This is a genomic window from Lysinibacillus sp. RC46, assembly GCF_041262385.1.
Lineage (GTDB): Bacteria > Bacillota > Bacilli > Bacillales_A > Planococcaceae > Lysinibacillus.
The window spans coordinates 1-17,634 of record NZ_JBGCCF010000023.1 but is presented as its reverse complement, the minus strand read 5'-3'; the positions used below and the strand labels follow the sequence as shown (position 1 = coordinate 17,634).

The window sequence follows — 17,634 nt, the reverse complement described above, 5'->3', positions numbered from 1 at the left end:
ATTATTATCCATGGAATACGCTAATATATGAATCCTAGTCGTACTATAAAGGCTGCCTGATAACCAGACAGTCGCCATTTCAAAATCTTGTGGGTCCATCTCTAATGAAATATAAAGAGTAATGGCCCTAAAACCTGAACTAAAGGCGCTCCCTACTAAACATCGGCCACGCCCATAGTCGAAGGGGATGCAAGATAATTTCTTGTCATCCCCTTCATTAAAACTCCTGAAACCGCCATGAAGGCACCAACCAATAGCGCCCCTATCACACGCGGAAGGCGCGATGTTTGAATGATTAAATGATCCATATTCTCTGAATCAAAATGAAAAAGCTCCTGTCACATCATTTCATAACTCATTGATTTCGAACCATAGAAAAGAGATACGATTATTGTCACACTGAACAGAATGCATAATATGACAATTAAAACAAACTTATGGCTTAATAACGATTTCATTCCTTCTTGATCCATTCCATTACTTGTTCAGATGCTTTTGCACACTTTCTAAAAACTTGATTCGACTATAAACAGGACCTCCTTCCATGAGCGGATCAACCACATTGACATATACGTGATCGTGTTTAAAGGCATTAATATTTCGGATAATTGGATTCTTCTTCAAGTCTTCGAATGCATTTTCCGCATCTTTGTTATCATTCGTAGAGAATTGCACAAACAAATAGTCTGGGTTCATTTCTGCCAATTGCTCGGCAGAGATTGCATCTTGCAATTTAGCCATGCCTATCTGATCTGGCATTTCTAAACCAATGTCATTGTATAAAAAGGGGTTAAAGTCTACATTTTTCGCAAAAATGTAAGTTTGCCCTCCGCGTATACGAACAGCGGCCACTTTTTTACCTTGAAGCTTTTCTTTTAATGATGCTTTTACTGCTTGTGTATCTGTTTTATATTGGGATAGAATTTTTTCTGCCTCACCTTGCTTTCCAGTTAATTCAGCCATTAATTTCAAATTGTCTTCCCAGTTTGTAGAAACGTGCGACACCAAAATAGTGGGAGCAATTTTTTCCAATTTCTCCACTACCCCTTTTGGGAACTTGGTTGAACCTAAAATAACGTCTGGCTCTAATTGCAATATCTTCTCAAAGTTAGGTTGTCTTTTTTCACCAATTGATTCCGCCTTGCCCGTTACCGAAGCAAACATTTCTGGAAACTTTCCGCCCACCGATATTGCCCCTATTGGATGAACGTCAAGCATTACCGCATCTTCCATCGCTTCCATAGCCCCAGTAATCACAATTTTTTCTGCTTTTTGTGGAACGGTATACTTTTCACCGAGATACTCAATCGTTCTTGTTTCGCTTGTTCCTGTATTGTCCACTTGAGATTGCGCTGAATCTCCGATGCTGCCGGAGGTTGAGTTTGATTTGCTCTGTTTGTCTCCTCCTCCACATGCAGCCAAAACAATCATGAATGATGCTATCAAACCAACTAGTATAAACTTTTTATTCATTCTTCACCTGAACCCCTTTCAAAACAGTATCCCTATTATCATGATCAGTAATATTAATCCCTAAATGCTCACGCAAGGTGACGCCCGTATATTCACTTCTGAACAAACCTCTTTCAACCAATTGCGGCATCAGCTTTTCAAAAAACAGTTTCAAAGATTTTTCTGAACCACCCGGAATAGCTATAAATCCGTCAATAGCTCCAGCCTCAAATCGCTCAATTATATCGTTCAATACGTCTTCAACCGTTCCAACTGAAACCCAGTGAGCAGACCCGACAACCTCTGGCCTTGTTAATACCTCTTCCACTGTAGGCTGATGATTTGTAATATACCGGCGCAACAGCTCAGCATGTGTTCGGCTGCGAACTGGCTGATTCGGATCAGGTAGCATATCCGAAGTTACTTGACGATCCAAAGCAAAGCTACTCAAATCAAGACCCAGTACTGATTTAAGCGATGCATGTCTGCGCTCAATAGTCAAATGTGCGTGTGCGGCCTTATGTAATTCATGGGCTTCCTCGCGAGTTTCGGCCAAGAAAAAATATAAACCTGGCAAAACTTTTATGGCGTCCGGATCGCGCCCATGCTCGATAGCTCTTCTTCTCAGATCATTTCGCAATTCCACTCCCGATTCAAGGTCTGGCATCGCTGCGAAAATAGCATCTGCTATTGAAGAAGCAAAATTTCGTCCTGTATCCGACGCACCTGCTTGAAATAAAGGAATCGGTCCTGATTTATGGGCAGGCAAAGTAAGTGGTCCCTTAACACTAAAAAACTCACCTGAATGATTAATTGGGGAAACCTTATCCTTATCAGAAAACATGCCTGAATCACGATCAATCACGATGGCTTCAGTCGGAAAACTTTCCCAGAGTTTGCGTACGACCTCAGTAAATTCAATTGCTTTCGCATATCTTTCTTGTGATGAAGGCATAGGTGACTCACCGAAATTTTCGGCACCTTCAATAGAAGTGACAATATTCCAGCCAGCACGTCCATTGCTTAGCCAATGCAAAGACTGAAGCTGTCTAGCAACAACATACGGTGGATTAAAAGTCGTAGAAATAGTCGTAACTAACCCGATCCGCACTGTTTCACGAGCAATCGCTGCAAATATCATAGTAGGGTCAGGACTACCGAAATTAGCGGAATCGCCAAGCATCTGTGGACTAACAAAAAGATAATCCGCCCTGAAAAGAAAATCGAGCTTTGACCTCTCCGCCATCTTTGCCAAATCAATGTAAGGGTCAATTGAACCCATTTTTTCCACACCGCTGTCTGGGCGCCGCCAGTCGCCTCCTTTCAACCAAGCAGATAAGACTAACCCAATACATAATTGTCCATTTACAGTCAATATTATCAATCCTTCCTATTAAAAATAGTTTTGCACCCACGAAATACTCTGATCAGATGTTACCTCTAAAAGGCTATTAATTAATAATGATTCTCATTATCGATTACAGTGTAGCAAGATCTGCAACAAATGGAAATACACAAATCACAAATACTATATGCATTATTATCTAATCTAGGTTTACTGAATGATGATTTAGCCGACATGCAAGATAGAGCTGGAAGGAAAGAATGAGACAAAAGGGAAAAAGCCTGCACTCCCGGTTCATCACCAGTTGCAGGCGTAATATATAAATCAGTAACTCAATTTATATGATTATCTAAATTATGTATGTATACAGAGGGAGACACACCAAATTTCTTTTTAAACACTCTACTGAAATATAGCGGATTGGTATAACCAACACTAATAGCAATATCGTGAATGGGAAAATTGCTTACTTTAAGTAAGTCACTCGCTCTTTCCATACGATAATTGATAAGATAGTCGATTGGACGAAATCCAGTATGTTTGTGAAAGAAATAGGAGAAGCGTTTGGGACTCATTGCATGCAGCTCCGCCAATTCGTCGAGTGTCAACGGATTCATATAATGCCGGTGTATGTATGCAATAGCCTCCTCTATCACCCTTTCACTTGGAGAACTGCCACTCTCTCGATGCTTACACCCCACCAAAACTTGATGCATGACACTTAAAAATAACTCCTTGACACGAAGCTTCCCAATACCTCTAAGTGTATTGGCATTCTGATGAAGCATGATAAGTAATTCTAGCACTCTCGGATTTGCTCCCGCTTCCAGTTTGAAATGAGAGTCGCATTCATGACCGCTATATACTTTGTCTAACTTGTCAAATCTATAAAACAGTAAATAGTACTCGTACTCTGATTGATTTAAAACTTGCGCGTCCAGTTGCATGCCTGGAGCCACATGAATTACTGAGCCTGGATGTAATTCATAGACAGTTCCATTCACACTCATTCTAGCCTCTCCACGAATTACAAAAAGAAATCCATGCCGGACAGCCCTAAATTCACTTAGTATACTTTTCGGCTGGATGACTAAACGGTGAACACCTTCTATATCATAGAAACCTCTAGCAAATATCTCGGCTAATTTATCCAAATCTATCATGATAATGCACCTGCTCCCTATCCAAACATTGTACATCTGGGTTACTTTCATTAATGCCAAACAACAAATCTATTTCTCGAGATATCAGCCTAACCGTTATTTGTTGGGGATCCACACAGTCAATATTGCCACCCCTTTCTATATAGTAAAAATAGTTTTGTCCCATGAAGTACTCTAATCAGATATTACCACTAGAAGACTATTAGTTAATAATGATTCTCATTATTAACTAATAGTCTAGCAAGGTCTGCAACAAATGCAAATACACAAATCACAAATGCTATATGCATTATTATCTAATCCAGGTTTACTGAATGATGGTTTAGCCGATATTGTAAGAGCCTTGTTAACTTCCACATACAATTTCCAATGTTTATTTTCTTCATACATTGTATCTCGATTTAATCAAAATCGTCAGTCCTTAAGGTTTGGTTTACTATATCTCCTAAAACACGAACATAAACGTCTATTTCCCGTTTTGATTTTAAATTTTTCCTTCATCATTGGTGAGGCTGCCAGTACGATACTACCGGTTGCTCAAAGTTGCCTATAACTGCAATGGGATCTTTCAAGACATCTAAGCCTTCTAGCATTGCCATACAGCTTGCGTAAAAGCATTTCATGTCAATAAAAATTGTCCTTGTTCGGCAGATTGTCGTAATTCATATTACCTCACGCTTCCGGTGTGTAGCAGGCATTATTGCTAGAACATTGTTAATAATAAACGTACGCTTTGCCTGCCTCGTAAAGCAAAATGCTGTAAAGGAATCACCAACAATCTTTATGATTTTCACACGCCTTTTCGTAATAACACCAGACTTGGCTACATAGATCATGCTAACTACTTGTTGACGCTGCATTGCTTTTATTAACTGTTCTTTCATCCTCGGTGCTCCTTTTCACTAGCCCTGTTTATATGCAGTGAGCACGACAGAGCCGTTTTCAAAAACAGAACAAACGTTTGTTTTATTATTATACGCACGTACGTTCCTAATTAAAAGAGGGAATTTCAGCTAATTTTTAAGGAGTATTTAGAGGATAAATAAATCCATTTCGCCTTGGCGTAATTGTTGTTGTTGCTGTTGTCGCTTCGCTTTCGCACAGAAAACATTGCTGAATGAGGATAGTGGGCGTTCGTGTAAGCCTACAATAGCTTTGTACATATTCTGTGCTTAAGACATGTATTGAAAATTTATTAGAAAGGATGTAATTATTAGTTCAAATATTGACTATACTTCACCATCAACCCAGTTCACTTTTGATGTAAATGACAGCACTCTTTTTAAAAAAGATGATCGGAATTTTATAAATATTCTAGGTGTAGAACAATTAAATACGTTAGAAAATATATCTTTGCTTGATATTTTTCTAAGTAAGAATAAGGTGATAGAGCCTCACTATCATCAAAATGCAGCAGAACTTGTTTATTGTATTTCTGGTGCTGCAATTGTTTCTATATTTAATCCCTTTACAAAAGAGCTTAAAAACTATCCTATCGAGCCTGGCCAAGTCGCCAATGTACCGCAAGGATGGTGGCATTATGAAATAGCTACTGAGAATGACACGCATTTACTAGCTATTTTTAATGCTCCAATACCTGAAGTTATTTTAGGTTCAGATATATTGAAATTTACACCTTCCAATGTTATGGCTCACACGTATTGTTTAGATGAAAATCAGTGGAAGAAAACAACCGCGCCTATTGTACCGTCAACATATATTGGTCCACCTAAAGACTGCAACCGTGTAAAATCAACTTCTGAAAAGCAAAAAGATCAAACGGAGCAAAACGATCCTCATCATAAACATAAAAATAAGTATAGACCTTCACGATTTATGAACCCATATCCGCCATATCAATATCCAAATATGAATCCATATATGAATCCTTATGGCCCAAATCCTTATGGCACATATTATTAAGCAATAGTAAAAAAACGGAAATCGTAATCGTTCATACGAGTGTATGACTCGACATCATAAGCTCTACACCTTTCATCGCATAAAAATAAATAAAAAGGAAAATCTATATTTTAAGTCATAGCTTCGTTATTACTAAAAGAGGTGTAGAAAATGGAATTATTTCCAGTGATCCATACAAATTTTTGGGATGCTGTAATAGCCGTTCCAGCTGTGTTACTTATTACACAGCTAATTAAGGTGTTTATGCATGTTAAGCCTAAATATGTTCCCGCGATCGCCCTTGTTATTGGCTTGGTTATTTCTATTTTTATTAGCCATAGACATAATCTTATTGCAGGAATATTTATGGGCTTTTTTTATGGTTATGCAGCTATTGGGAATTTTGCTGCATTAAAAACAACTATTAATAGCTTTAAAAGCAAGAAATTAAAGGAATAAACCTTTCACTAGTTCACCACCCAAAGTTTGGGATGATGTTTGTTAAAAAGCGGATATTGGTGGCCACACCTGATCAGTTTTCTCATGGACCCGAGCAGATTTTGGCCTCACCTGATCAGTTTTCGCTAGGACCTGAGCGGATTTCGGGCTGACCTGATCAGTTTTCTCTTAGACCTAAGCAGATCTTGAATCGACCCGAGCAGTTTTCTCTTGGGCCTAAGCGTGTCCTTGGCTAATCGTTTTCACATGGACTACAGCGTCACAGATGAGACCCTGGAGCGCAAACGAAGCGACTCACCGTCATCAACCCTTTTATTGTAAAAAATGATTAGAATTTCATTTATTAGCACATCCTAATCTCATAATTAATGAACGAGAGTTAGGATGTGTAACAATGGAATTGGTGAATGGAAATCTAACATCATTACGCTATAAGGAAATTTTTAAGATATGGACACAGATCGGCGTTAATCATGGCTATATAGCTTCAAATCATGCATTTTTTAAGCACGCCATTGATAAAAAATTGAAAGCTATTATCGTGGATTTTGTGCAATGTTTAAAAGAGGAAAATAAACATCTAACGGTGTTATTAAAGGAAAATGGGGTGCTTGCCCCTACTACATCAATCGACTACAGACAGTTGAAAATGGGCAATATCCGAGGAAAAAAAGCTATTAATGATACAGAAATTAGCACCATTTTATCGATGAATATAGCTTCTTCACTTATTTCAGTTAGTCAAGCTTTAGAAATATCTGTTAAGAAGAAGCATACTGCAAAATATGGAGAACTTCATATGAGGTATGCCATACTTGGCGCAAAGCTAGTGCGACTCAGTAACGACAAAGGCTGGCTACTAGCTCCTACTACACTTTGACACTCCCCTCTAAAGGGGCAAGCTGACTAACGTCAGTGGGATTCTTGCTACCAAAGGCGAAATCTGTAATGTTAAAAAGCTCTCGTTTGAAAGCGAGAGCTTCTATGTTTTTTCCTTCTTATCGACTTCTTACGAACAACAACTTGTACCACTGATTCACAAGGAACGGTAGCACAGACAAGCTATAAATAAAGCCTAATTGCGCGGTACTTAATGTGGCAACCTCAAACACACTTGTAAGCATTGGAATAAACAGTACTGCGTGTAAACTTAAAAAACCGATTAAGAATGCAAGCCAAGTGTATTTATTCGAAAATAATCCAATGGCGAAGATCGATTCTTTAGCTCTAGAGTTGAAGCCATGCACTAATCGTGACAAGCATAATGTTGTAAATGCCATAGTGCTCGCCGTTAAAGTATCTCCCGTTGACAATCCGATTTCAAAGGCAATAGTTGTCGAAATTGCAATTAGTAATCCCTCGAGTACTACTTGAGTAGTAAATGCTTTATTTAATAATGGTGTATGAATATTTCGGGGCTTGTCCTTCATTGTTTTTTTATTATTCGGCTCTAGACCGATTGCAATCGCCGGTAAACTATCCGTTAGTAAGTTAATAAATAATAGATGCACAGCCGCAAAAGGAACTGGTAGACCTAAAATTGTTGCATATAAAACAACAAAAATGGCACCTGCATTCCCAGATAATAAGAACAAAATAGCGTTTTTAATATTCGTATAGATACTCCTACCGTTTGCAATAGCCTTAACAATCGTTGAAAAATTATCATCTGTTAGTATCATAGAGGAGGCATCCTTAGCGACCTCTGTGCCAGTAACGCCCATTGCCACGCCAATGTCGGCCTGTTTTAGGGCAGGTCCATCATTAACACCATCTCCTGTCATGGCGACGACATGTCCTTTTTCCTGCCACGCTTTAACGATACGAATTTTTTGAGCTGGTGTTACTCGGGCATAAACAGAAAAATCATTAACCTTTTCTTGAAGCTGCTGATCTGTTAGGCCTTCTATTTCATGCCCTTCAATCGCTTCAGAAGGATCATTTAAAATCCCGATTTGATTGGCAATAGCCGTTGCCGTAATTTTATGATCCCCTGTAATCATCACCGGTTTGATCCCAGCTTTTATACATTTTTCAACCGCACCTTTAGATTCTTCTCTTGGCGGATCCATCATCGCAACTAAACCAACAAAGATTAAATCTTTTTCAGCTCTTGCATCAATTGCTTGATTTCCCTTTACCTCTTTGTAGGCAACTGCTAGCACCCTTAACCCATTCATAGAAAAATCACGATTTACCGCTTCGATTTTTTGGCGTTGTTGTTTTGTAATATTAACTATACCTTTTGAAGTTTTTATTTTTATAATTTTAGGGAGAAGGACATCTAATGCTCCTTTTGTAATCATGATAGATTGCTGATTGATATTATTTACAGTACTCATGAGCTTTCTATCTGAATCAAAAGGGATTTCGGCCACTCTTGGATAATGATCTCTTATCTGTAATTCGTCAAAACCATATTGCTTCCCTAGTTTTACGAGTGCAATCTCAGTGGGATCACCGATTTCCTTATCGTCCCTTTCTACAGCATCATTACATAATATTGCCTTTAACATAAGATCTTTCTCAACTGCATTTCCAGTGTATAGCCGATCATGTGGAATCACTTTTTCATCCACATATAACTCTTGTACAACCATTTTATTTTCAGTTAATGTTCCTGTTTTATCTGAACAAATGACAGATACACTGCCAAGACTTTCAACAGCATAAAGCTTTCGAATAATGGCATTTTCCTTTGCCATTTTTTGTGTTCCAAAAGCTAGCACAATGGTAACAATGGAACTTAATGCTTCTGGAATTGCTGCGACGGCAAGTGAAACAGCAAACATAAACGATTCTACTAGCGCACGCCCTCTAACAAGGTCAATCACGAAAATGGCTAAACAGACTAACGTAATCCCTAAAGCTAATTTTTCTCCGAACTGATCCAAACTTACTTGTAAAGGTGTTTTCTTCTCTTTCGCAGTATCGAGTAAATTTGCAATTTTGCCGATTTCCGTTTGCATCCCGATAGCTGTAACCATGACAATACCACGACCTGTTGTCACAAAGCTTCCAGAGTACACCATATTCCTTTTATCAGCAACCGTTACATTGCCTTCCTTAATAGGATCGATACTTTTCGCTACAGCGATTGATTCACCTGTCAGCGAGCTTTCATTGATATGCAAATTATGGCTTTCTAATAATCTACCATCTGCATTTATATAATCGCCAGACTCCAAATACAGAAGATCTCCAACGACAATATCTTCTGAAGAAATCTCTATGAGCTGATTATTTCGCATTACTTTGGCAATCGGAGAGGTTAAGGCTTTTAAATTATCCAAAGACTGTTCTGCCTTGATATGCTGTACAGTACCTAGGATAGCGTTCAATATAACGACAACCATAATCACAATCGTGCTTCCAACTTCCCCTAATAGAAATGAAACGAAAGCAGCGATGATTAAAATAATGACCAATAAATCTTTAAACTGACCAAAGAAAACGGCGAATGCACTTGTTTTTTTTCCTTCCTTTAATACATTATAGCCGTATACTTCTTGCCTCTTTTGAACGTCATAATCACTCAATCCTTGATCTGTCACGTTCAAATTTTTCATAACTTCAGCTGATGATTGTTGATGATAGTCTGACATTCGATTCCCCCTCCATTTGAAATTATTAAGTAACTCACAGCAGCCACCCTGTCCCGAATTCCTTCTCACTGACTGAATTCAGGAGAAAATACTGTTATTAGTTAATAAGTTAGATTCCCAACAGTAGACCCCTTTGAATTATCTATCTTAGGCAGAGAGAAACTTATATATCCTAAAAATAGTATTGAATCATCAGACTCTCTATCTACTCGAGCCCCTAAAATACTTTAACTACAACAATCTATTCCTTGCCCTATTCCAGTATGATAATAATCGATATAGAAATTAAATAATTGTTTATAGATGAAAATATAATATAAAGTGAAGCTTGAATCAGTGGGGCTTCTTCATCTGCACTGTAGAAATTCGTGATGACCATTAAGGCCAATGTGAGCACAAAAAAAGACATTTGGAGTATGGCTACTCCAAATGCCCTTCGTCATATGCATAGACTCCCAATAGGCCAGTCTTGCCATTATTTTATTGTTTTATTTGCGACTAACAAATAATCGAGTGCACTCATTCTAGTAAGCTTATGAGTAAATTTTATAGCATCCGCTTGAGAATCAAACATAAAGTTTTCGAGTTCATCTGTTGGTATATATTGATCAGCGATTTTTCGTTTTAGTTTTCGTACAGATAAAGTGTGTGAATCCTCTTCATATAAAATAATAGCACCCACATTTCGGTAAAGCGTCTGGTCAATCGTTGCGACAACTTTCACATTTGATCCTTTGAATTCTGTTAAATCTATCTGCATGTATTTACCAACCTCCTCTAAACTTACATTCTATCTCCCTATATAATTGTCCTTCTTTTTCAGCAGCATCTCCTGGTTATTCAACCAAAAAACTCCATTATAAAAGTTCATCACCATAAGGAGTGGCTGATTTCCGTTCCGGCTGGGCGCTTTGCCGCTGACGCTTCGCTTTCGCGCAGATAAAACATTTGCCGCTGACGCTTCGCTTTCGCGCAGAGCAGAGCTTCCTGGGGGCATCCGATGAGCCACTCTAGACTATGAGTTGTTGTGAGCCGATTTCAGCTCTAGCTCAGCCTCATTTGAAACTGGCGCTCTTTTTAGAGAGAAAATAGCACAGCCTAGCGCACATAAAACTAAAATGACACCGAAGCTAGATAAATGCATAGCAGATCCTGTAACAGTAAACATAGCTCCACCAACAGCTGAACCTATAGATATACCGATTTGTAATGCAGCCGTATTTAAGCTTTGTTGAATATCAGATGTTTTTGGATCAGTTTGTATTAAATAATTTTGTAATGGAGGTGTAAGAGCCCAGCTAAGTGCACCCCATAAAATTGTTACGACTAAAAAGAGTGGCAACGCAACAATCGTGTAAGGAATACTCAATAATACAACGGCGAAGGTAGATACAATCAATAGAATGGCTTTACCAGTACCAATTTTGTCACCTAGCCAACCACCTAGAGCATTCCCACTGACAGACGCTATTCCGAAGATTAGATAACAGATACTAATCCAAGAGGCACTCATATCAAATGCTTCTACTAAAAATGGTGTTAAATATGCGTAAAGCATATAGTGACCAGCCAGCATAAATAGTGTTATCAATTGTGCACTTAAGATTTTTAAATTGGCTAATGATTTCATTTGAGCCTTTAATGGGACAACTTCTACAACTGGCATTTTTTCCAGTAGTAACGCAATAAGAATCATAGATACAGTTGAAAGAAGCGCTATTCCTAAGAACACAGCTCGCCATCCAAATGCTTCTGCCACAAATATCCCCATTGGCACACCGATGACAAGTGCAGAACTGACACCCATGAACACAAGCCCTAAAGCTTTTGCACGATGTCTTGGTTCAACAATTTTTGTTGTAATCGTTAAGGATAAAACGATGACCAATGCAGTACTCATTGCTGTGAAAATTCTAGCAATCATGACGATCGAGAATGTCGTACTAAAATAAGTCATCAGATTCCCTAAAGTAAAAATAAATAAAGAAATAAGATAAAGGCGCTTCCTTTCCACTTTTGCGGTTAATGATAAAAGGACAGGCGCAGATATTGCATAGACAAGAGCAAAGATTGTAATTAATTGTCCTGCAGTTGCTAAGGACACATTTAAATCCTCTGCAATTGTTGGTAATATACCACCTACAATTAATTCCACCAATCCTACCGCAAAGGTAGTAACGGCAAGAATATATACTCTCCAATTCATAGTAATCACCCTTCTGTTACACTTTCATTTTTGTAGGGAGAATAAAAAAAATCCTGACTACAAAAATAAAGCAAAATTTTTGTAGTCAGGATTTTATGGTTCCTGGTAGAGACCCTCAATCCATATCATTGAGGTTATACAGATCAAATATTTACGTTAGCTATAGTAGCATATTGAATTTTGCATGACAACATTTATTTCATAAAATCGGTTCACTATAACCTTTCAATCATTGAAATGCAAACGCTTACCGAATAAAAAATCATTTCAAAAGAGAGAAATTTTAGATTTTACTTATATTTTTTTAAGTTTGACCATACATACTAATATAACAGAACATTGCGAGGTGATTGTTTGCGTATATTAGGTTTAGTATGCTATTTTTTATTGTTGTTTTATGGTGTAGAACCAGTAATAGAAGAGCTCTCACTCGATAAACAAGCAATCATTTCTCCTAGTCTCAGCAAACAGCAAATCCCCATAAGAGAAACAGTTGAAAATTCAACAGTTTGTGTCTATTACCCCGCTTATAAAGTTTGTAAAGAATTATCAGCCAACTAAAAAAGTGAAAAAAGATGCAACTCAAGGCTGCCTCTTTTTTCACTGAAATTCCAATTTATTTTATTTTGGACCGATATGGAAACGACTAAACGGATATATTGTTAATTTAGCTTCACCATAGATGGCATCTTTAGAAATTAAGCCATAATGGCGGCTATCAGAACTTTTCAAACGGTTGTCCCCCAGTACAAAATACATACCCTCAGGAACCTTTTTTTCATTTAATAATTGCTCTAACGTGAAATTCTCTGTAATACGTAATTGATTAGGATCATCTGTTTGACGATTCACATAATCTTCTTTATAAGCTTTGCCATTTACATACAAAATATCGTCTTTCATTTCAACTGTATCACCTGGCAGGCCAATCACTCGTTTAATATAAAGTTCATCTTCTGTTGGTGATTGAAAAACAATTTGATCAAAGCGTTCAATTTTGCTCATTTTACTTACAATAATAATATCTTTATCATGATAAGTTGGGTACATAGAAGCACCTTGCACTTTAATCGGTGCAAATAAGAATTGCTTACAGCCCAAAACAACTATAGCTGTAATCACAATAATTTTAAGATAAGATATTAATTCTTTTTTGAAACTTGATTTCTCTTCTTGCATGCTCATTCCCCGATACTGTTTTTTTATAGTATAACATTTTCTACAGTATAATGACGAATTAATCACATAAATTGTTCCAAGTTCACCAAAATGACTCATCGGCATAACGTGAGGTTGATTTCTGTTCGAACTGGAGGCTTTCCCAGGGGCATCGGAAGATCTACTTCTCTTGAGCTCCTCATCTATGACGCTGTAGTCCATGTAAAAAGGAAACGCTTAGGTTAAATAGAAAACTGATCAGGTCAACCCAAGATCTGCATAGGTCCAAAAGAAACTAATCGGGTCAGTCCAAAATTCGCTCATACATTTTAACAAATGCCATCCCTAATTTTTGGTTATGAGCCACAAAAATAGACAAAGTTACTTTATAACTTTGCCTAGATGCATCCTATTCTTTTGTTTTTCGAGTATGAATGGTTACTTTGCGTAGTAGAGTGATGCTGCTATTAATTAAGTCGACCGCTAAACCAATACCTGCACGTAAGGTAACTACTAATAAAAGTGTGCCTATAATCAACACAATCACTCCCTCAACCATTTCTAATAAAATTATACATCAATTTTCTGACTTTTCAAACACGTGGTCCGAAATCAATTATGCCGCGGCATACACGTCCGGAATCGGCTTTGTGTTCAGGCTACATGAGGGCATACACGATGTCGTTCTTAAACTGAGTTCCTCTATTTCAGCGTGTTTGGACACCTACTGAAAAAATTAAAAAAACCATTCAACTAGGCATGCACCCTACCTGAATGATTTTTTTATTTTTTACATAAAAATTTTTAAACACAATAGTTGTAAATGTCGCATAGCTGAACTGACTCGACTTTTTTGAACCTTACGCTTAGGCACATAGCTTTGCATGCAATCGTTTAGAGCTGTATACCTAAGCACCTGGGTCCTCCCATTCATTGATCTCCCTCCCTTCATTGTCAATAAATTCACAGCTATCTTACTCAACTGGTCACTCCAAAGTATTTATTGCAAACTGGCTTTTAATTCCGATTTTATTTTTTCTAGCTCTGTCTCTTCAGGGATGAAATACCATATATGGTCAATCTTTTTGCCATTTCCTTCTTTAAATGATAACTGATCAATATTACCATCCATTTTTTTATAAATACTTTGTAATTGGATTAAGTCCTTCATCGTAAAATTCATACGAACATTATCTCCTACTACATCAAGCATATCTGTAGCCTTTAATAATATAGAAGGTGTCGAAGAGGCTTTTTTCAGAACCGCTTCAATAATTTGACGTTGTCGAATTTGACGACCAAAATCACCACGGGGATCTTCATAACGAATACGTGAAAAAATCAGTGCCTTATCACCGTCTAAAGTGATCTCACCCTTCGGATAATGGTAGGCGTTATAAGTTAAATCCATGTCGTTATCAATTGTAACCCCACCAATCGTGTCTATAATTTGCAGGAAGCCTTCCATATTAACAAACACATAATAATCGATTGGTATATCTAAAAAATGCTCCACCGTATTCACCGCCATTGGAACGCCTCCAAATGCATAGGCATGGTTGATTTTATCGACGGAATTATGTCCAATAATTTCTGTACGAGTATCTCGAGGTATGCTGAGCATCTTCATCGTGTGTTCTTCAGGATTCACGGTAATGACTATCATCGTGTCTGAACGGCCACTATCATTTTTACGTTCATCCACCCCAAGCATTAACACAGAAAACGGATCTTTTTTCGTAACTATTTTTTGTTCTTTATTTTCATCACCTGTCGTTTCAATTAAGGGTGTATTTATTTTATTCATCGTTTTTTGGATTGTATAATAAGCAGTACCTATAAAAATTAAAAAAATTGTTAATAAACTACCTACTATCCATAGCCAAATTTTCTTCTTGCTCTTTTTTTCCTTAGAGCGTTTCATATTTTTTTCCATACATTATGTCCTCTCTTGCCAAAAAATTTACCCCTACATTTGACGTTTGAAGTTGGAAAAAAGTTAATATAGTCTAATTATATGCATATTGGACGAAAAAAAGACGTACACTAGTATTTACTAAATGCACGACATTCTATTCCTTTAATTGTACATACCCCCTCATTTATTTAGTGTCAGCATATGACAATAAACCTTATTTGATTCTTTTATACAAGATGGAAACTTTTGTAGCTGACATTTCACTTTCGTTACAAAACATTTGCTAAAGAAATAAAATAACAATAGTAAAAGGCTCAAGACAGCTTTACATTGTATTAAAAGTCAAGAGTTAAAGTGATGCACTTAATTTTTCATGATCCTGTATACAATGTGCAAAATTATAATATGCTATTTTTAAGCTGAACTAATTTTGATTAGTTCGGCTTTTCTTATGTTGCGGATTCAGTTAGCATTGAAATTAATAAAAGGTTTACTAATAAGAGGAGGATTTGAATGAATACAGAAATAAGGTTCAGAATGGCTACTGAAAAAGATTTAGATTGCATTATTGCAATGCTTGCAGATGATGTTTTGGGAAGTAAACGTGAGCGTTATGAGCATCCACTTCCTAATAGTTACATAAAAGCATTTGAGGCTATAACATCTGACCCCAATAATGAGTTAGTAGTGGCTTGTGACGGCAATGAAGTGATTGGGGTACAACAAATTACTTTTACTCCTTATATAACACATCAAGGTGGATGGAGAGCTACTATTGAAGGAGTGAGAACAGCTGCTTCTGTAAGAGGAATGGGTGTAGGTACTGAACTAATAAAATGGGCAATTCAACGTGCAGAAGAACGTGGTTGTCATTTGGTACAACTGACAACTGATAAAAAAAGACCAGATGCGTTAAGGTTTTATGAACGGTTAGGTTTTAAAGCAACGCACGAAGGTTTAAAGCTAAAGATTTAAAATTTTTTATTCAACCAACGAGGGCTTTACTTCAATAAGGGGTAGAGCCTTTTTCTGTTTCCTGGAATGAACAGTCAGTTATAGAGAACACTAATATGAGGTGTTTTCCTAATGAAGAAAGTTCTTATATTAATTATTGCCATTTCTCTTTTTGCCGTTTTATCAAAAACTAAAGCGATGATAAATGAATATGAGGAAATTACAAAATCTGATAAAGCAGATATTACCCTCTGTGCTAAAAAGATGAATGAAGCATATACAGATTTTAAAATTATTTTTAAAGGTGGTGTCCTTACAAGACCTTATTGGATAAATACAACAAGTCCTACTTGGTCACCTCAAATTATCTATGAGGATATCAATAAAGATGGAAAAAATGAGTTAATCATAATTTTGACCAAGGGTACTGGTACTGGAATATTAGAACGAGAAGTTCACGTTTTCCATATCCAGAATCAAAGAATAAAAAACGAGCTTGTTGAAGTACCAGTTGAAGTGCTTGTTGATAACCCGATTGCTATAGTGTTAAAAAACGTAAAGACTGAGTTATCACCTAACAAAGCCATTATTAGTATCGGAGAGAAAAAATTCACAATTAATGTTAAACCTTTAAAAATTGAACCTGAACATTTATTTCCTGATATATACTTTGGCAATCTTATCAATTTTGAAATAAATGACAATCAACTTATTGCGAAAATTGGAGGTCAAATTTCCCCAGCTGGAGGGAGTATAGGGGGTATTCAAATTACGTATATGTTTAAGGATAAAATGTATCAAGCAAAATCAATTGAATTTAATCCAAATGAATAATGTATTGTTAAATTAACAGGCGTTTCTATAATAAATTGAAACGCTTTTTTACTAACGGCGCAGGATAGTTAAAGAAGATTTAGGGTACGTTACTTCTAAAAAGGAGTAACGTACCCTAAATGAAAAATCTATTCTTAATTAGTTTGTATACGTTTATATTTTCGTTCAGTCTTTCCATGTTATTAGGAAATCCTGTTTATTCACAAACTACATCTTCAGATAAAATTGAATATTTACATCCTGCAAATAAGGAAAAAGTTTTTGATGAAACTGTAGATGAATTTTACCAGGCATTAAGAGATCTAAAGTATCCTGTACATCAGGAGTTTTATCAAAGATTTAAGCAGAAGCCCAAGCAACAGCAACAGCAAAGAGATTTGGATACTGCTCTTTTTAAAGAAATGCCTGATGCATCTGTAAATATTAGAAAAAAGTTATTGTTTAATGAGATAGAAGGATTAAATTATATAACTTTTGATGGAAATATTCTTCGGCCCTACCCTGATATAGATATTAACTACCAGCAGACTGTTAGCCCTGATCGGTAAGCCCGTATTCAAATAACGCATATAAACAACCAGGCACCTCCGGTACGATAGATGTATCAATTAAAGGAGGCACTTTTTTTATGTCCACTA

At 36.9% G+C, this 17,634-nt stretch carries 17 protein-coding genes, 2 pseudogenes and 1 riboswitch; of the genes and pseudogenes, 7 read left to right on the top strand and 12 right to left on the bottom strand.

The window, feature by feature from the left end; genetic code table 11:
* Window positions 1-161: 161 nt before the first annotated feature.
* The 6 genes and pseudogenes from ABH966_RS18950 to ABH966_RS18925 form a co-directional block, all read right to left on the bottom strand.
* A pseudogene (locus ABH966_RS18950) lies at window positions 162-359 on the bottom strand (iron chelate uptake ABC transporter family permease subunit); the annotation flags it as partial.
* Window positions 360-477: 118 nt separating this feature from the next.
* Window positions 478-1,473 carry an ABC transporter substrate-binding protein gene (locus tag ABH966_RS18945; protein ID WP_370081084.1) on the bottom strand — a complete coding sequence of 332 codons (996 nt, stop codon included), beginning with the start codon at window positions 1,471-1,473 and terminating at the stop codon, window positions 478-480.
* Window positions 1,466-2,827 carry an NtaA/DmoA family FMN-dependent monooxygenase gene (locus ABH966_RS18940; protein ID WP_370081083.1) on the bottom strand — a complete coding sequence of 454 codons (1,362 nt, stop codon included), beginning with the start codon at window positions 2,825-2,827 and terminating at the stop codon, window positions 1,466-1,468. The genes ABH966_RS18945 and ABH966_RS18940 overlap by 8 nt, the downstream gene beginning before the upstream one ends.
* A gap of 302 nt (window positions 2,828-3,129) precedes the next feature.
* Window positions 3,130-3,960 (bottom strand): AraC family transcriptional regulator, encoded by an 831-nt coding sequence (locus ABH966_RS18935; protein ID WP_370081081.1) that lies wholly within the window; start codon window positions 3,958-3,960, stop codon window positions 3,130-3,132.
* Window positions 3,961-4,422: 462 nt separating this feature from the next.
* Window positions 4,423-4,626 (bottom strand): annotated as a pseudogene (locus ABH966_RS18930) (Y-family DNA polymerase); the annotation flags it as partial.
* The gene (locus ABH966_RS18925; protein ID WP_370081079.1) at window positions 4,623-4,844 is read right to left on the bottom strand and encodes a transcriptional regulator; all 222 of its coding nucleotides are present in this window, start codon (window positions 4,842-4,844) and stop codon (window positions 4,623-4,625) included. The pseudogene ABH966_RS18930 and the gene ABH966_RS18925, both read right to left, overlap by 4 nt.
* A gap of 328 nt (window positions 4,845-5,172) precedes the next feature.
* Between ABH966_RS18925 and ABH966_RS18920 the strand changes: the two genes are divergently transcribed.
* From ABH966_RS18920 to ABH966_RS18910, 3 genes are all read left to right on the top strand, one after another.
* Window positions 5,173-5,883 (top strand): cupin domain-containing protein, encoded by a 711-nt coding sequence (locus ABH966_RS18920; RefSeq protein WP_370081207.1) that lies wholly within the window; start codon window positions 5,173-5,175, stop codon window positions 5,881-5,883.
* 150 nt (window positions 5,884-6,033) lie between these two features.
* Window positions 6,034-6,321: a hypothetical protein gene (locus ABH966_RS18915; protein ID WP_370081077.1), complete on the top strand. Its 288-nt coding sequence runs from the start codon at window positions 6,034-6,036 to the stop codon at window positions 6,319-6,321.
* Window positions 6,322-6,715: 394 nt separating this feature from the next.
* Entirely contained in the window at window positions 6,716-7,201 is a 486-nt protein-coding gene (locus ABH966_RS18910; protein ID WP_370081075.1) for a DUF3231 family protein, read from the top strand.
* Between the two features lie 118 nt (window positions 7,202-7,319).
* Here the strand turns inward: ABH966_RS18910 and ABH966_RS18905 are convergent, their stop codons facing one another.
* The 3 genes from ABH966_RS18905 to ABH966_RS18895 all read right to left on the bottom strand — a co-directional run bounded on the left by ABH966_RS18905 (window position 7,320) and on the right by ABH966_RS18895 (window position 12,132).
* Window positions 7,320-9,926: a cation-translocating P-type ATPase gene (locus ABH966_RS18905; RefSeq protein WP_370081073.1), complete on the bottom strand. Its 2,607-nt coding sequence runs from the start codon at window positions 9,924-9,926 to the stop codon at window positions 7,320-7,322.
* Window positions 9,927-10,401: 475 nt separating this feature from the next.
* The gene (locus ABH966_RS18900) at window positions 10,402-10,686 is read right to left on the bottom strand and encodes a hypothetical protein (protein ID WP_370081071.1); all 285 of its coding nucleotides are present in this window, start codon (window positions 10,684-10,686) and stop codon (window positions 10,402-10,404) included.
* 255 nt (window positions 10,687-10,941) lie between these two features.
* Window positions 10,942-12,132, bottom strand: coding sequence for an MFS transporter (locus ABH966_RS18895; protein ID WP_370081069.1), 1,191 nt, complete (start codon window positions 12,130-12,132; stop codon window positions 10,942-10,944).
* 62 nt (window positions 12,133-12,194) lie between these two features.
* Window positions 12,195-12,294, bottom strand: a riboswitch (purine riboswitch).
* Between the two features lie 192 nt (window positions 12,295-12,486).
* Here ABH966_RS18895 and ABH966_RS18890 point away from each other — a divergent pair.
* Window positions 12,487-12,693: a hypothetical protein gene (locus ABH966_RS18890; protein WP_370081067.1), complete on the top strand. Its 207-nt coding sequence runs from the start codon at window positions 12,487-12,489 to the stop codon at window positions 12,691-12,693.
* Between the two features lie 60 nt (window positions 12,694-12,753).
* On the opposite strand, the gene lepB is transcribed toward ABH966_RS18890, so the two are convergent.
* The 3 genes from lepB to ABH966_RS18875 form a co-directional block, all read right to left on the bottom strand.
* Window positions 12,754-13,311 (bottom strand): signal peptidase I, encoded by a 558-nt coding sequence (lepB, locus tag ABH966_RS18885; protein ID WP_370081065.1) that lies wholly within the window; start codon window positions 13,309-13,311, stop codon window positions 12,754-12,756.
* A 388-nt stretch (window positions 13,312-13,699) separates the two neighbouring features.
* Window positions 13,700-13,828, bottom strand: a complete 129-nt coding sequence (locus ABH966_RS18880) for a hypothetical protein (RefSeq protein ID WP_370081063.1) — start codon at window positions 13,826-13,828, stop codon at window positions 13,700-13,702.
* Window positions 13,829-14,290: 462 nt separating this feature from the next.
* The gene (locus tag ABH966_RS18875) at window positions 14,291-15,226 is read right to left on the bottom strand and encodes an LCP family glycopolymer transferase (protein WP_370081061.1); all 936 of its coding nucleotides are present in this window, start codon (window positions 15,224-15,226) and stop codon (window positions 14,291-14,293) included.
* 495 nt (window positions 15,227-15,721) lie between these two features.
* Between ABH966_RS18875 and ABH966_RS18870 the strand changes: the two genes are divergently transcribed.
* The 3 genes from ABH966_RS18870 (at window position 15,722) to ABH966_RS18860 (ending at window position 17,544) form a co-directional block, all read left to right on the top strand.
* Window positions 15,722-16,183: a GNAT family N-acetyltransferase gene (locus tag ABH966_RS18870; protein ID WP_370081059.1), complete on the top strand. Its 462-nt coding sequence runs from the start codon at window positions 15,722-15,724 to the stop codon at window positions 16,181-16,183.
* A gap of 111 nt (window positions 16,184-16,294) precedes the next feature.
* Complete coding sequence (locus tag ABH966_RS18865) at window positions 16,295-16,996, top strand: hypothetical protein (RefSeq protein WP_370081057.1); 702 nt, start codon at window positions 16,295-16,297, stop codon at window positions 16,994-16,996.
* 119 nt (window positions 16,997-17,115) lie between these two features.
* Window positions 17,116-17,544: a hypothetical protein gene (locus ABH966_RS18860; RefSeq protein ID WP_370081055.1), complete on the top strand. Its 429-nt coding sequence runs from the start codon at window positions 17,116-17,118 to the stop codon at window positions 17,542-17,544.
* Window positions 17,545-17,634 lie beyond the last annotated feature (90 nt).